Origin of the sequence: Acholeplasma equifetale ATCC 29724, assembly GCF_000687735.1 — a bacterium.
GTDB classification, from domain to species: Bacteria; Bacillota_I; Bacilli_A; order Acholeplasmatales; family Acholeplasmataceae; genus Acholeplasma; species Acholeplasma equifetale.
This window is the reverse complement of the sequence record NZ_JHXL01000009.1, coordinates 44,049-57,773: the sequence shown is the minus strand read 5'-3', so window position 1 is coordinate 57,773 and position 13,725 is coordinate 44,049. Positions and strand designations below refer to the sequence as shown.

The following is a 13,725-nucleotide window of genomic DNA, read 5'->3' as shown; positions in this document are numbered from 1 at the left end:
GCCATAATGGATTTGTTTTAAACGGTAACTATGAAACTTCATTTGATCTTGACATATTAAACATTGAATATGATCTTTTTTTAATCTGATGTCAATAATCAATTTTCCATCTTTTCTATGAGTTTCAAGATGTTCAATTCTATTTTTGATTGATTCTAAGAATAATAGTTGTATAATATTATCATGCATGGGGCCTCCTTATAATTTACGTTACAGCTAACTACAATTATAAGACAGCTCCTTTATTTTTAAACAATAAAATCCACCTATAACATATATGGAGGTAGACCTCCCAATAAGTTATTGGGTATCGTAAACCTCCATATATGTTATATACCTAAAATAAAAAGCTATAGTTCAAATTCAGACTATAGCTTTTTTATTGATCGATAATTGTTCTTAATAAATTGATATGAACAGTTAATTTATATTTTATTGCATAATCTAAGGCCGTTAAATTGAGTTGGTCTTTTTTTAATCGATACCCTTTTTCAACAGCATTCTTTAATGCATCATAATCTCTGTTTAATACACAAACAGTTAATAATTGATCTTCAATTCTTTTTTTATATTTAGGACTTTCTTCAACACTTATTAGTAATTCATAAATATCGTGTGCTTGATGTATTTTAGCAATCATTTTGGGTGTTTCAAATCTTCTATTTTTAATTTCGATATATGCTCCATACTCTAATAATATTTTAACAGTTTCTTTTGTACCAAAATGAACAGCCAAAAATAAAGGTGTTTCGAAACTATCGTTAAGCTGATTAGGATCCAACTTTTCATCTAAAAAATACTTAATCATTTGAACATTTGTTGTACGAGCTGCATAATGTAGAAAGGTATTTTGGTTTGAATCAAGGGTAAACATACTCACATCGGATACTTCTAAAAGATAGTCAACAATATGGCGATGTCCTGCTAAAATAGCATAATGAATTGGAAGTTTTCCTTCAATGGTTCTTTCATTGACTGGGCATCCATTTTCAACAAATAATTTAACCATATCCAAATCACCTTTATGTGCAGCCAAATGCAAAACATTTTCATTCTTATTATTTTTGATATCCAATTTTGCATATTTACTAATTAGTTTTTTGGCAATTAGCAATTTTCCTTTTCTTGCACAATCAAATAAGGCTGTTTCACCAGACTGATCTTGTATATTTGTATCAATTTCTTGACTTAATAAAAAATCAACAACATCTACGGCTGAACCTAAAACTGCATAATGAAGTAAGGTTTTACCTCTGACATCTTTTCTTCCTAAATAATCTAGATTACTTTGCAGAAACTGGATATCATTCTCAAAGGCGCTTTTAAACAGATCCATTGAAATACCTCCCTCTTTATGTCTATTATACCTTAATTTTTAGTTTTTATTGAAATCATTCATATTTTGAAAAAACATAAAAAAAAGAAACCTATGGATCTACTATTTAGAAATCAGTCATAAGTTTCTTTAAATATTCCATTATATTTATATTCAAAGATGCAAAATTACTTAACAGCGTCTTTTAATAATTTACCGGCTCTAAAAGCTGGAGTTTTTTGTGCAGGAACAACAATTTCTTCACCTGTACGTGGATTTTTACCTTTTCTGGCTACACGGTTTCTAACTTCAAATGTACCAAATCCAGTAACAACTACTTTTTCCCCTCTTTTTGCAAGTGTTTCAGAAACAACTTCAGTAAAAGCATTAACAACTGCTTCAGCTTGAACTTGAGTTGTACCAGCTTTATCTGCTACTAACGCAATCAATTCTGTCTTGTTCATTATTAAACTATCCTCCTTTAGATAAAACGATTATAACACATAAAAAATCTTATTACAATCAATAAAAAAATTATTTATTCGATAGTTTCTACCTTTAATTCTCTAGAAAGTAGAGATTTAATTGCATCTTCTACACTCATATGATTGAATATAACTTCGTATGCAATTTCAATAATTGGTAATTCAATGCCTGTTTTATTCACTAAATCTTTAGCTGCTTGAATAGCTCTTACACCTTCAACAACCATCTTTGATTCACTTAATACTTGATCGACAGGTATTCCTTGACCAATACGTAAACCAGCGTTAAAGTTTCTTGAATTTAAACTTGAAGCAGTGACAATTAAGTCACCAATACCTGTTAAACCAAATGCTGTTTCACGTTTACCACCCATTGCAATAACAACTCTAACAATTTCTAATATACCTCGAGTAATTAATGCAGCACGAGCATTTTCACCTAAACCATAACCAGTCATAATACCTGAAATAATAGCAATAGCATTTTTAATTGCACCACCAACTTCACAACCAATAAGATCATCTGATGTATATATTCTTAAATAATCTTGATTACTGAATAATTCTTGAACTAATTTTGCAAATTCTAAATTTGTACTTGCAGCTGTTAAAGCGGTTAATTTTCTTTCAATTACTTCTTCAGCATGTGAAGGGCCAGTTAATGCTGCATAATTTTTTAATTTTGATGATTCTATAACTTGATCTACAATTTCTGATACTCTTAATAAAGTTTCAGGTTCAATACCTTTTGAAACATTGATAAATGAAAGTGGTTTTGTAGATAATTCATTGATTTTAACTAGTGTTTCACGCATTACTTTAGTAGGTACTGCTAAAACTAATAAATCAGAATAATTTAATGCTTCTTCTAAACTGTTGGTTGCCTTAATGTTTTCAATCGGCAAGTTAAAAAATGGATGAATATTATTATTAATTGACTCAACAGCTTTTGGATTAATATCATAAACTAAAACTTCATGCTTATTATCTACTAAAACTTGACCTAGTGTGGTTCCCCAAGAACCTCCACCAATAATACTAATCTTCATATGCATCCTTCTTTCTAAATTGTAATTTTAAAGGTGTTCCAGTTAAATCAAAAACACTTCTAAATTGATTTTTTAAATAACGTTCATATGAAAAATGAACATATTCCGGATCATTCACATAAATTGCAATCGTAGGTGGCTTGATAGCTATTTGAGTTGCATAACTGAAGTTAGCTTTACCACGATTGTGGATTGCTGGTGGGTTCATTGCAACCGCATCTTGTAAAGTTTCATTAATAATTTTGGTTGATAATTCTTTTGTATAATTTTCAAATGCTAATTGAATTGCTGGGAACAATGTATGAACGCGTTCACGCTTTTTAGCTGATAAGAATACAATTGGAGCATAAGGTAAAAATTTGAATTGTGCTCTAATCTTTTCTTCAAATTTTTTCATTGTTTTTGAATCTTTTTCAACTGCGTCCCACTTATTCACAACAATAACAACTGCACGCATATAATCCATGATATAACCTGCTACTTGTTGATCTTGTTCAACAATACCTTCTTCACCATCTAAAACTAGTAAAGCGACATCACTTCTTTCAAGTGCACTCATTGCACGAAGTAATGCATATTTGTCAAGATTTTCATAGATTTTACCGCGTTTACGAATACCTGCAGTATCAATAACGGTATATTTAACTTTATCTTTTGTAAATGGTGTATCAATAGCATCAGTTGTTGTACCTGCTATAGGTGATACAATTACTCGTTCTTCACCTAAAATAGCATTCACTAAACTTGACTTACCAACATTTGGCCTTCCAAGTATTGAGAATGAAATGCTTGTTTGATCCACTTGATATCGATCATTTTTCATAAAAGATAATACTTTATCAAGTAAATCACCAATACCAATACCATGATGTGTGGAAACTGCAATTGGATCTCCAAATCCTAATGAATAAAATTCAAAAGCGTTATGTGCATGAACAGAATCATCAATTTTGTTAACTGCGATAATAACAGGTTTTTCAGTTCGATAAAGTTGTTTTGCTATATAATAATCACTTTCTGTAAGACCTGACATACCATCAACAACGAATACGATGACATCCGCTTCATCCATAGCAATTTCTGCCTGCTCTCTAATTTGAGTTAAAAAAGGGGCATCGCCTATATCTATGCCCCCTGTGTCAATGATACTAAACTTTTTAGTTAACCATTCAGCTTGGGCGTAAATACGGTCCCTAGTTACACCAGCAACATCGTCTGTTATTGAGACTCTGTCACCTACAATTCGATTAAATAAGGAACTTTTACCTACATTAGGACGTCCAACAATAGCTACTGTAAATGGCATCTAAAAAACCTTCTTCTTTATTTTTTTTCTAAATCAATTAAATCGCCTAATTTAATTGTTTCTTCCTCTTGATCGCCTAAATATTTTTCATATTCAGCACGTTCACGTTGATCTAATAATTTTTTAACTGATAATTTTAAATTCCAGCCTTCTTTATCAAACTCAATCACTTTTGCTTCAACAACATCACCAACTTGGTAGTGATCAGCAATATTTACTTTAGGATCATTATGAGCTTCTTTCACTGGAATAAATCCATCAACTGATTCATATGAAATATAAATACCGTCATTTGTAACTTTTTCAACACGTACTTGAATCACTTCACCAAGGCGTAGATTTAACTTACTCCATGGATTATATTCAATAGCACGTTTTGATAATGATATCTTTTCATTTTTAGAATCTATTGAAAGAATTGCAACTTCAATTTCATCACCAATTTTTAAGTATGCATCAAAGTTATCTTTAGGGTTCCAAGAATACTCATTTTTATGGAGTAATCCTTTAACATCTTTAGCCATTTCTAATATTACTCCAAATGGTAATTTAGAAACAACAACACCTTTAACTCTATCGCCCACTTTATGTTCAGACTTGAATTGAGCAAATGGTGTAGGTAGTAAAGCTTTAATAGATAAATCTAAACGATTGCCTTCTTTTTTTATCACTTTAACTGTTACTTTATCGCCTTTTTTCAATACATCATCAATTTTATCGATACGATGATGTGAAACTTGAGAAATGCGTAACATACCAGATACATGGTTAAATCTAATAAATGCTGCATGTGGTTCGATAACATCGACAACACCTTCGATAACATCTCCTGTATGGATATTATCAAGTTCATCTTGTCTTTGTTGTTGACGTAATTCTTGTTGTCTTGAACGTTCTTCTTCAAAAATTGGTTTTCTTGAAGCAATAAGTTTTAATCTTTTATTTTCTTTTTTAACTTCTTCAAAAACAACAGTTAATGGTTTGTTAATTAATGAATCTATTTTATCTTTTAATTCAAAATCTAATAGCGTAAAAGGTAAGAAAAATTCAAATCCTTCATAATCTAATGTAAGACCTTTAGCGTTTGATCCTTTTACGATTGCATCAACACGTTTTTGACTATCAGCAATTTCTTTAATTTTTGCTAATCTTTCTTCTTGTAGGAGTGGAAGACGTGATAAAAGAATGACAGATGAGTCATCTCCTTCTGATACACTTGTCACCTTAGCACGAATCTTTTGACCAACTTTTACAACTTTTCTTAAGTCAGCTGGTGCTGGTTGATCAAAGTGTTCTGCATATATCGTTCCTTCAGTTGCTGCACCTAATGTGATGATGACAACTTCTTTTTTAACCATGAAGACTTCGCCTTCAATGATTTGACCTACTTTTGGAAAAATAAAATCGTTCATTTTTAAACTCCTTTTGCTGAAATAATCAGCCCAATAATTTTATCTACTGTTTCATCAACTGTTAAATTTGTTGTATCAATTTCAATAGCATCTTTAGCCTTTTTTAATGGACTTTCTTTACGTGTTGAATCTTTAATATCACGGATTGTAATTTCTTCAACCAATTTTTCAAGTTGAATATGCTGTCCTTTAAGCATCTTTTCTTTTTGACGACGTTTTGCTCGTTCTTCAACATTAGCTGTTAGAAATATTTTAACATCAGCATTTGGTAGTACAACTGTTCCAATATCTCTTCCATCCATGATTATACGACCATTTTCAGCTGCTTTCTTTTGAATTTCAACAAGTTGATTTCTTACATATGGAAATGATGAGACCAATGAAACATTATTTGTTACTTCTTTGCTTCGAATTTCTTCAGTTACATCTCTATCATCAATATAGATTTTATTATCGCGATAACTAATATTCACGGATTCTAAAAACTGATAAGCATTCTCATCATGTAAGTTAATCTTTTTTTCAATTGCTAGTAAAGTTACTGCACGATACATTGCACCAGTATCAATATGGATCATTTGCAATCTATCCGCAATCAGTTTTGAGATGGTCGATTTTCCGCTTCCGGCTGGACCATCAATGGCAACTTGAAAATTAGCCATAAAATTTCCTCCATATCAAATTCATTATACCATAATCTAGGGATTAAATTCTATTGAGATATCATTCTATCGCGATATAATCTTTTCACTTCATGAATTTTTAACATACGATAATTACCGCGTTCTACGCCATCTAAAGTTATAAAGTCATATCGAATACGCGTAAAGTTTTTAATTTCATGTCCTAAAATTAATAACGCTTTACGAATATCTTTATGGGTCTCTTTTGTAACAACAATTCTTAATAAAGTAGATTGATTTTTTTTATCAAGCTCTAAGATTTGTGCATCAATAGGTTTAACTTTTTGATTTTCAACTTGAATTCCACTTCTAAGTTTTCTTAGTTTTTCTTTAATCATGATACCTTTTAAACGAATAAGATATTCTTTTTCAATTTTGTCATTCGCAAATTGTAAACTCTTTGTTAAGTTTCCATCATTGGTCATTATTAAAACACCAGCCATATCATATTCTAATTTGTGTGTGGCAAATAAATGTAGGCGGCTTTCTTCTAAACCCAATAAATCCTTAACTGTTCTTCGTTTTAAATGATCATCTATTGTTGATAAATAACCTGTTGGTTTGTTAATTAAAATATAACTTAACTCTTCTTTTTCAATTTTAATTTCATCAACATGGATTTCATCAAACGGGGATACTTTATAACCTAATTCAGTTATTTTATTGCCATTGACTTTGACACGGCCTTCTTGAATTAATTTTTCCGCATTTCTTCTTGATGTATATCCTGAATTAGCGATAACTTTAGATAATCTTTCCATTTTATGCACCCCCATAAATTATAGCATATTTAATCATGATAAATGTACTTATATAAATGCTATTTTGGTATTTAATCATAAATAAAAAGACCAAAGGTCTTTCTACTTTCTACTTAAGCTCTTGAAACGTATTCTCCAGTTGTTGTATTGATAATAATTTTGTCACCTGTATCAACGAACATAGGTACTTTAACTAAAAAACCTGAAGCTAACCACGCATCTTTTAAAGCGTTAGTTTTAGTATCTCCTTTAACACCAGGAACAGTTTCTTTAATTTCAACAACCATTTTTTCTGGTAAGTTAACACCAATAATTTCTTCACCATAAAGATTAATATCAACCATTAATCCTTCATATAAGAAATTAAGTTCATATTCGATACGTTCTGCAGGTATTTCGATTTGTTCATATGTTTCCATGTTCATGAAAACATGCATGTCACCATTTGCATATAAATATTGCATACTTACACGGTCAATATGAGCTTTTTCTACTTTATCGCCAGATTTAAATGTATATTCAATAATACCACCTGTTCTTAAGTTACGTAATTTAGTAGTAACTAAAGCACCACTTCTAGCAGTTTTAGAATGTAAGAATTCTAAGATAACATAGATTTGACCATCTAATGCGATTGTTAAACCTGTTTTAAAATCACTTGTAGATACCATATTTGATTCTCCTTTTTTTAACCTTTAATATTCTACTATAAATTCATCATTTTATCAACAATATATTGACACGCTTCGTAATATGATTCATATTTTTTACCATAAAATGATTGATTAACAACATCTTTTACATAATTTATCTTACGAAAGTCCTCTCTTTCATAAATATTAGAAAGATGAACTTCTACCTTAAATAATTCTATTGTTTCTAATGCATCACGGATTGCGATTGAAGTGTGTGTATATGCACCTGGATTAATAATAAGCGCATCTGCTTTAAGATTTTGAATAAAATCAATTATTGCCCCCTCATGATTTGATTGGAAAAATATAAATTCAACTTCTTTAAAGTCTCTTTTTAAATTATTCTCTATGTCACTTAATGTTAATGAACCATAATGTTTTGGGTCTCTTTTTCCTAACATATTTAAATTAGGACCGTGAATAACGGCAATTTTCATATTATCCCCTTTTCTTTTAACACTTTTTTTATCGATTCAATCGTTAGTTCAATAGAATTTCGATTAGAAATAATGATATCTGCAAAACTTTGATATTTTAAAAATCTTTCATCATACAAATCATCTAATGACTTTGTTTTTAATAGTGGGCGTTGATAACTATTTTCTAATCTTGCTTTAATCATTTCAAGTGGTGTATCTATATAAATGACAAATCCATCCATATATTTTTTATTTTCTTTTATCGTGACAATACCACCACCAGTTGAAATAATTGTATGCGTAACATTTAAATTTTTAAGTGTTTCGGTTTCAAGTTCTCTAAATGTTTTTTCACCATATTGTTCAATAATTTGATCAATAAATAACCCATATTTTTCTTCAATTTTATGATCTAAATCTATAAAATTTTTTGATAAATCTTTGGCTAATAATTTCCCAATTGTTGATTTACCGCTACCTGGCATACCAATTAAATATATATTCATAATCTATTCCTCTAAAAATTGCTTCAAATCACGAATAACAACGTCTAATAAATTAGGATCCAATGCGTTATACATTTTAGGATGCATTTGATTTTTAAACCATGTTTTTTGTTTTTTCGCAAACGACATGCTTGTTTTAATAATCTTATCTTTAGCTTCTTCTAATGTTATTTCACCTAAAAGATATGATTTTAATTCTCGATATCCGATAATATTCAATTCATGTTCTATTAAAGTTTGTGTTTCTTCAATAAATCCCTTTTCAATCATTTGATCTAAACGATAAATTAATCTTTCTTTTAAAACGCTACGATCAATATCAAGATAAATTAAAAATAAATCATAAATTGGTTCATCATGTTTATTCTTTTCACTTCTTTTATCGCCATGAATAACTAATTTATAAGCACTTCTAACGCGTCTTTCATTTTGCCAATCTAAATTTAAATTTGGATCTAATTTTTTAATAGTTTCAATCATTTCATCGATTGAAACTTGTATATCTTTTGTTGTATATGGACTAAACTCGTAATTATATAATGCACTTTTAATATATAACCCTGAACCACCAACAATAAGTGGCAATTCAATTTTTTCAATTAAATTTCTTGCATCTTTTTGAAAATCATATACAGTGTAAGATTCACCCACATTTTTTATTGAAAGTAAGTGATGTTTAATACCTTCTTTTTCTTCCTCTAATATTTTAGCTGAGCCAATATTTAACTCTTTATATACTTGAACAGAGTCACCATTAATAATTTCAGTGTTTAAATATTTTGCAAGTTCAATTGATAATTTTGTTTTTCCAGAACCCGTAGGTCCCACAATAGCAATCACTTTTTTCATACAATACGTTTAAACATTCTTTCTATTTCATATTGTGTAATTTTAATTAAAACTGGACGACCGTGAGGACAAGTATATGGATTTTGACATTTTCTTAATTTTTTTATTAACTCATCGATTTCTATTTTAGATAATTGATGGTTTGCTTTAATAGCACCTTTACATGATATATCTTTAGCTAAATGATTTCTTAAAACATCTAATTTTATATCGTGTTCATCATCAAGTTGTTTAAGAATGTCTTTGACAGCCATTTCAACTTCTTTTTCTCTTAACCACAATGGATGTTTGATTAAATGTGAATCACGGAATTCAAATCCATATGATTTTAATAAATCACGATAATGCTTAATAATCTCCAAATCCTTTATATCTAATGCTAAATCTAAAGGTATGATAAGTTCATAACTATCACTTTTCAGTTGACCAATTTTAGTTTCATAATATTCATAACGAATACGCTCTTCAGCAGCATGTTGGTCAATTAAAAATAACCCTTCATCATTTTGGAATAATAAATATGTTCCTAATAAAGTACCTATATATTCAAAGTAAGGAATTTTATCCATTAATATTTTAGATTCTTCTTTAAAAACTTCCTCTAAATTATCATTTAGTAATTTAGATTCTTCAAAAACAAAATCTAATGATTGTACTTGATATGTTTCGTTTTTAATTTCTTTTAACGGTTCAACAATTTTATAACTATGTGATCTTAAAGCATCTGTTAAAAATGGTTTTAATTGGAATGCAATCATCATTTCATTTGCAAGTTTAACTTCCATTTTTTGTGGATGGACATTTGCATCAACTAACGTTGGATCCAAATCTAAATACAAAAGTGCAATCGGATATTTTTGTGTCATCACCAGTGTATTATAACTTTCAATAATGGCTTGTTCTAAAACATAGTTTCTAACATATCGATGATTAATAAAAATATTTACATCATTTCTTTTTGGTTTTGAAAATCTTGGGCTAAGTAAATATGCATGTGCATGTATTTTGCCTATTGTTTGATGAATTTCTTTTAAATCTTCGCTATATTTTCTACCATAAATATTTTCAATTAAAGCCTTAATTGAACCATTACCTAATGTACTTTTTACAACTTTATCATCCATAATAAGTTCAAACTTTACATTTGGATATGATAAAGAAATCTTTTCAAATGTAGCAATGATAAAGTTTTTTTCTTGATATTCAGATTTCATATACTTAAATCTTGCAGGAACATTGAAGAATAATTCTTCGACAATCACTTTGGTTCCGACATTCATACCAATAAAACCTTCATCATCCACTTTAGAATAAACTGTCTTTATAAAGTACCCTTCAGAATCTTCTTTACGACTTTGAATTGTTAGTTTTGAAACAGATGCAATTGAAGGTAATGCTTCTCCTCTAAAGCCTAATGTTTTAACACTTAACAAATCATCTTTTGTGTAAATTTTAGATGTAGCATGTGGCAAAATAGCTAGTTTCATATTTTCTTTATCCATGCCAATACCATTATCTGTTACGATAATTTGTTCTAATCCAAAACCTTTAACTTCAACCTTTATATAAGTGGCATGAGCATCTAAAGCATTTTCCATTAATTCTTTAATAACTGAAGCAGGACGCTCTACAACTTCACCTGCTGCAATTAAATTGGATAATGCTTGATCCATGATTTTAATTTGATTCATATCATCACTACTTTTTCTTTAATAAATTTTGTAAATACTTTAATTTAATTAATGCATCAATTGGTGTCATTTGATCAGTATCAATATTTGAAATTTCTTCAATAAGTTGTTTGACATCATTTGGAATTAAATATTCAATTTCTGGTTCTTCCATTAATGTAAATAAATCTACTTGATTATATTGAGATTCTTTTTCTAATATTTTTAAAATTTGTTTACTACGTTTAATAATTTTTTCTGGAAGATTTGCTAATGCTGCAACTTGAATACCATATGATTTATCACTAGGTCCTCTTTCAATTTGGTATAAAAATACCATTTGATCTTTATTTTCTTTTGCTTTAACATGAAGATTTGTTACATGTTCTAATTCTTCACTTAATTTAGTTAATTCATGATAATGTGTTGAAAATAATGTTTGAGCTTTAATATCATTATGGATATATTCAATCATACCTTGGGCTAATGCCATACCATCGTATGTTGCAGTTCCTCTTCCAATTTCATCAAATAAAATTAGAGATTTGCTTGTTGCATGTTGTAAAGCTTCATTTGCCTCAACCATTTCTACCATAAATGTTGATTTACCACCAGCAATATCATCACTTGAACCTATTCTTGTGAATATTGCATCATAAATTGGTAAATCCGCTTTACTTGCAGGTACAAACATACCAGTTTGTGCCATAACAACCATAATTGCAAACATTCTCATATATGTTGATTTACCGCTCATATTTGGACCAGTTAAAATAAATATTTCATTCGGTTTCATCGTAATATGATTTGATACAAATTCAACATGACGTTCTACAACAGGGTGTCTTGCAGATTCAATTTCTACATAATGGTGTTGGTTGAAACGTGGTCTAACATAACGATACATGTCTGCTACTTTTGCTAAAGATAAGAAAGTATCGATTTTTGCAATATTTTGACTTAAAGCTAGCAGTGAACTTAAATTTTGGTTTGTTTCATTTCTTAACTCAACAAATATATCATATTCTAACTTCTCAGCTTTAGCTTTAGCATTTAGTATCTTATCTTCATACGTTTTAAGTTCTTCTGTAATATAACGTTCATTATTTGCTAATGTTTGCTTACGGATATATCCATATTCATCTTTTATAAGTGGAATATTTCCTTTAGATACTTCAATGAAATATCCAAAGACTCGATTATAACCAATTTTTAAATTTTTAATTCCTGTTAATTCTTTTTGAGTTTCTAAATAATCATTTAACCAAGATTCACCATGTTCACTTAACATTCTTAATTCATCAAGTTCTTGGTTAAAACCTTCTTTAATCATACCGCCTTCTTTAACTGAAATTGGTACATCCTCTTTTAATGCATTATCTAATAATTCAAATAAAGTGTCATGATTATCCATTGAATGATTTAATTCATCTAATAATGGATGTTGATAACTATTTAACGCTTCTTTAATTTTAGGAACTTGTTTTAAAGTGTTTTTAAGTTGAACTAAGTCACGTGCGTTTGCATTTAAAGATGCAATACGACCAACCAGACGATTGATGTCATAAACTTCACGTAAAGCATCCTCTAATGCTTGACGTGGTTCGTAGATTTGAAATGCTTCAATATAATTTAATCTTGACTCAATTTCTTTAATATCGGTTAATGGGTGTGTTAAAAAGTATCTTAATAAACGAGACCCCATTGCAGTTTTTGTTTGATCAAGCCAATATAACAGAGTAGATTTTGGATTTCCGCTCATTGATTCAACTAATTCCAAATGTTCTAATACATGGTGATCTAAATGCATGAAGTTTTTTATTTTTGTTTCTGTAAAAGGTAATAAATGACGTAATTCTTGTTTACTTTCTTCAAAAAGATAGTTAAGAAGTAAACTTGCAGCTTCTTTTTGAACTTTTTCGTTTAAATTTTTTAGTAATGGTTGATAAATAATTTCATCATTTTTAAATTCTGAAACAACAATGTTTTCATTTTTAAAGAAATTCATCAATTGTTTATCACTTAAGTTTTTTAAGATGATTTCTCTAATATTTAAATTTTTAACCTCACTTAATAGATTATCCTTATTAAGTCCATCAAGTAAAAACGTATCTCCGGTTGAAATATCGGCATAAGAAAGAATATAGCCATACTCTGTTTGATAAATTGCACCAATAAAGTTATAACTTGAAGCATCCAAAATACCATCTTCGAGAATCATACCCGGTGTAATGAACTTAACAACTTGTCTTTCAACAAGTCCTTTACCAGGTTCAGTAACCTGTTCAGCGATGGCAATTTTAAATCCTTTTTGAATAAGTTTTTGAATATAAACTTTAGATGCATGATAAGGTATTCCACACATTGGAACTTTTTCACCTGCATCACGAGATGTTAATGCAATTTCTAATACCTTTGAAGCAACAATAGCATCATCAAAGAACATTTCATAAAAATCACCTAATCTAAAAAAGACTATCGCATCAGCGTAGTCTTCTTTTATTCTTAAATATTGTTGCATCATTGGGGTATATTTTTGTGTATCTTTCATAGTAGCCCCTTTGTTGTATAAATT

Annotated in this window: 14 protein-coding genes; all 14 read right to left on the bottom strand. The window is 29.3% G+C overall.

Features of this window, described 5'->3' with window-relative positions; genetic code table 11:
* Positions 1–189, bottom strand: a 189-nt coding sequence (locus T434_RS0105080; RefSeq protein ID WP_026400176.1) for a hypothetical protein, incomplete at its 3' end; no start/stop codon positions are given.
* A gap of 190 nt (positions 190–379) precedes the next feature.
* Complete coding sequence (locus T434_RS0105075; protein WP_026400175.1) at positions 380–1,336, bottom strand: ankyrin repeat domain-containing protein; 957 nt, start codon at positions 1,334–1,336, stop codon at positions 380–382.
* A gap of 167 nt (positions 1,337–1,503) precedes the next feature.
* A complete protein-coding gene (locus tag T434_RS0105070) occupies positions 1,504–1,779 on the bottom strand; it encodes an HU family DNA-binding protein (protein ID WP_026400174.1) in 276 nt (91 codons plus the stop codon).
* A gap of 74 nt (positions 1,780–1,853) precedes the next feature.
* Entirely contained in the window at positions 1,854–2,849 is a 996-nt protein-coding gene (locus tag T434_RS0105065; protein ID WP_210997123.1) for an NAD(P)H-dependent glycerol-3-phosphate dehydrogenase, read from the bottom strand.
* A complete protein-coding gene (der, locus tag T434_RS0105060; protein WP_026400172.1) occupies positions 2,839–4,155 on the bottom strand; it encodes a ribosome biogenesis GTPase Der in 1,317 nt (438 codons plus the stop codon). The genes T434_RS0105065 and der overlap by 11 nt, the downstream gene beginning before the upstream one ends.
* A gap of 17 nt (positions 4,156–4,172) precedes the next feature.
* On the bottom strand, positions 4,173–5,567 hold the full coding sequence (locus T434_RS0105055; protein ID WP_026400171.1) for a S1 RNA-binding domain-containing protein: 1,395 nt from the start codon (positions 5,565–5,567) through the stop codon (positions 4,173–4,175).
* Positions 5,568–5,569: 2 nt separating this feature from the next.
* Positions 5,570–6,229 carry a (d)CMP kinase gene (gene cmk / locus T434_RS0105050; protein WP_026400170.1) on the bottom strand — a complete coding sequence of 220 codons (660 nt, stop codon included), beginning with the start codon at positions 6,227–6,229 and terminating at the stop codon, positions 5,570–5,572.
* A 50-nt stretch (positions 6,230–6,279) separates the two neighbouring features.
* Positions 6,280–7,011: a pseudouridine synthase gene (locus T434_RS0105045; protein ID WP_026400169.1), complete on the bottom strand. Its 732-nt coding sequence runs from the start codon at positions 7,009–7,011 to the stop codon at positions 6,280–6,282.
* 113 nt (positions 7,012–7,124) lie between these two features.
* Entirely contained in the window at positions 7,125–7,682 is a 558-nt protein-coding gene (efp, locus tag T434_RS0105040; RefSeq protein WP_026400168.1) for an elongation factor P, read from the bottom strand.
* Between the two features lie 35 nt (positions 7,683–7,717).
* Positions 7,718–8,143, bottom strand: a complete 426-nt coding sequence (locus T434_RS0105035) for a type II 3-dehydroquinate dehydratase (RefSeq protein ID WP_026400167.1) — start codon at positions 8,141–8,143, stop codon at positions 7,718–7,720.
* Positions 8,140–8,631 carry a shikimate kinase gene (locus T434_RS07105; protein WP_162150753.1) on the bottom strand — a complete coding sequence of 164 codons (492 nt, stop codon included), beginning with the start codon at positions 8,629–8,631 and terminating at the stop codon, positions 8,140–8,142. The genes T434_RS0105035 and T434_RS07105 overlap by 4 nt, the downstream gene beginning before the upstream one ends.
* Positions 8,632–8,634: 3 nt before the next feature.
* Positions 8,635–9,480 carry a tRNA (adenosine(37)-N6)-dimethylallyltransferase MiaA gene (miaA, locus tag T434_RS0105025; RefSeq protein ID WP_026400166.1) on the bottom strand — a complete coding sequence of 282 codons (846 nt, stop codon included), beginning with the start codon at positions 9,478–9,480 and terminating at the stop codon, positions 8,635–8,637.
* The gene (gene mutL, locus T434_RS0105020) at positions 9,477–11,171 is read right to left on the bottom strand and encodes a DNA mismatch repair endonuclease MutL (protein ID WP_162150752.1); all 1,695 of its coding nucleotides are present in this window, start codon (positions 11,169–11,171) and stop codon (positions 9,477–9,479) included. The genes miaA and mutL overlap by 4 nt, the downstream gene beginning before the upstream one ends.
* A 7-nt stretch (positions 11,172–11,178) precedes the next feature.
* Complete coding sequence (gene mutS, locus T434_RS0105015; protein ID WP_026400164.1) at positions 11,179–13,701, bottom strand: DNA mismatch repair protein MutS; 2,523 nt, start codon at positions 13,699–13,701, stop codon at positions 11,179–11,181.
* Positions 13,702–13,725: the final 24 nt, after the last annotated feature.

What these genes read in the sequence shown, in the direction of transcription:
- efp (WP_026400168.1), bottom strand. Translation starts at nt 7,682, where the DNA reads ATGGTATCTACAAGTGATTTTAAAACAGGTTTAACAATCGCATTAGAT.
- der (WP_026400172.1), bottom strand. Translation starts at nt 4,155, where the DNA reads ATGCCATTTACAGTAGCTATTGTTGGACGTCCTAATGTAGGTAAAAGT.
- T434_RS07105 (WP_162150753.1), bottom strand. Translation starts at nt 8,631, where the DNA reads ATGAATATATATTTAATTGGTATGCCAGGTAGCGGTAAATCAACAATT.
- mutL (WP_162150752.1), bottom strand. Translation starts at nt 11,171, where the DNA reads ATGAATCAAATTAAAATCATGGATCAAGCATTATCCAATTTAATTGCA.
- T434_RS0105075 (WP_026400175.1), bottom strand. Translation starts at nt 1,336, where the DNA reads ATGGATCTGTTTAAAAGCGCCTTTGAGAATGATATCCAGTTTCTGCAA.
- T434_RS0105035 (WP_026400167.1), bottom strand. Translation starts at nt 8,143, where the DNA reads ATGAAAATTGCCGTTATTCACGGTCCTAATTTAAATATGTTAGGAAAA.
- miaA (WP_026400166.1), bottom strand. Translation starts at nt 9,480, where the DNA reads ATGAAAAAAGTGATTGCTATTGTGGGACCTACGGGTTCTGGAAAAACA.
- cmk (WP_026400170.1), bottom strand. Translation starts at nt 6,229, where the DNA reads ATGGCTAATTTTCAAGTTGCCATTGATGGTCCAGCCGGAAGCGGAAAA.
- T434_RS0105055 (WP_026400171.1), bottom strand. Translation starts at nt 5,567, where the DNA reads ATGAACGATTTTATTTTTCCAAAAGTAGGTCAAATCATTGAAGGCGAA.
- T434_RS0105065 (WP_210997123.1), bottom strand. Translation starts at nt 2,849, where the DNA reads ATGAAGATTAGTATTATTGGTGGAGGTTCTTGGGGAACCACACTAGGT.
- mutS (WP_026400164.1), bottom strand. Translation starts at nt 13,701, where the DNA reads ATGAAAGATACACAAAAATATACCCCAATGATGCAACAATATTTAAGA.
- T434_RS0105070 (WP_026400174.1), bottom strand. Translation starts at nt 1,779, where the DNA reads ATGAACAAGACAGAATTGATTGCGTTAGTAGCAGATAAAGCTGGTACA.
- T434_RS0105045 (WP_026400169.1), bottom strand. Translation starts at nt 7,011, where the DNA reads ATGGAAAGATTATCTAAAGTTATCGCTAATTCAGGATATACATCAAGA.